The sequence below is a fragment of the Catenibacterium sp. UBA627 genome (assembly GCF_002299355.1).
GTDB lineage: Bacteria > Bacillota_I > Bacilli_A > Erysipelotrichales > Coprobacillaceae > Catenibacterium > Catenibacterium mitsuoka.
In genome coordinates this window covers 1-1,564 of sequence record NZ_DBPF01000121.1, presented here as the reverse complement: position 1 = coordinate 1,564, position 1,564 = coordinate 1, and the positions used below count along the sequence as shown (strand labels likewise).

General features: G+C 33.2%; 1 protein-coding gene. It reads left to right on the top strand.

Translation table 11 applies throughout. The features are described from left to right. Positions 1-580, top strand: a 580-nt coding sequence (locus tag B2S90_RS07885) for an ATP-binding cassette domain-containing protein (protein WP_286696839.1), incomplete at its 5' end; no start/stop codon positions are given. Positions 581-1,564 lie beyond the last annotated feature (984 nt).

Below are 1,564 nucleotides of genomic sequence, written 5' to 3'. Positions count from 1 at the left end.
AATCTCACTCAACCATATATCTAATAGATATCCCTTATTAAACGACATCAGCATCACAGTGAAGTATGGAGAAATATATGGCATAGTGGGAAAACAGGCAACAACTCTATTTAAAATCATTCTTGGTAAAACCTACTATGATCAAGGACAAGTCAGTATTCTAGAAAGTACTCAAGAAAAGTATTTAAGACGTAATAGAAAAAGAATAAGCCATGCTGTCAACAGCCACTTCTTTAATCATTTGAATGCATCTAAAAACCTTTACTATCACTGTCTCATAAAAGGTATTTATGACAAAAAAGAAGTTGAACATGTCCTATCTCTCGTGGTTTTGCAGGACCAACAGTTACTTTACCGTGACTTCTCACACAATATGAAATGTCGCCTTGCGATTGCGAAAGCTCTCTTAGGACATCCAGCTATTCTCCTACTTGATGAACCAATGGAAGATCTCAATAATGACGAAATAGCTTCTATTAGACAGCTTCTTCTTGCACTCAATAAAGAAGGTATTACGATACTGCTCTCTAGTCATTGTATCAAGCACTTAAAAGGATTGTCACGCACCATTGCATCATAGAATATGGAGCTATTAAAGAGATTAAGGAGGGAACTCTTTGATTAAATCATGAATAAGTATGCCAATAAGATTCTGGGGTTATTACATCATTCAATTTTTTTGTGCTATTTAATCCAGAGATATACATTTCTCGACTTCTTTCCCCTCATAATAGGATTAAGTCATTAATACGGATACTCTCAATTTCCTAGAATATACAGAAGAATAAATAACCGGATAATTCTTTCAAATGTAGTCAACATCAGTCTTTAGTGACATCCTGCTTAAACTATAACCCCAGCTGAATCTTATAAAGACTTTCATGATCCTTTTGACATAGTAACCAATATCTTCCTGCATGATCATGAAAGTCTATTTTATATTGCATTATTCAACAAAATGGAGAATCGAAGGGTGAATATGAAAAAGAAGGTCATATTGTTTGTATTTATTATTTAATTGGTATAGTAACAATTGCAGTAAACAGATATTACAGTACTGACCATACTTTATCTGACTGCTACTATACACAGATTCCTCGCGTTGATGTGAATAGAGAATCATGGCTCATCGATGATTTTGGTCATAAACAACCCATTGGTAAAGAATATGTTCTTGTTTGTTATAAATTTGTGGCGAAAAACCCACACGTTTGCATGTGGGATGAAAGCCACATTTCACTTGATAAATACTTAGAAAAATGATATATAATCTATGTATATTAAAGTATAGAAAGCAAACTGATCATTAGTAAAAGTAACTATGATATAAACACACATTCAACAAAACAACCATCACTGTAATCAGAAAAATCCTAATAGTGCTGCACATATAGCGAACAATAATAACCATGCAGAACAGTGCAATCCTAATAATTCAGCATATCATTCAAATTGTGGAAAAAAGTAATGGCATGAACTAAAAGTGACAATGTATAAATAAATATTTCCATTCCTGCTGGATGGAAAATAGAACTTGAAACCCCTGCACGTATCTATTCTGTTG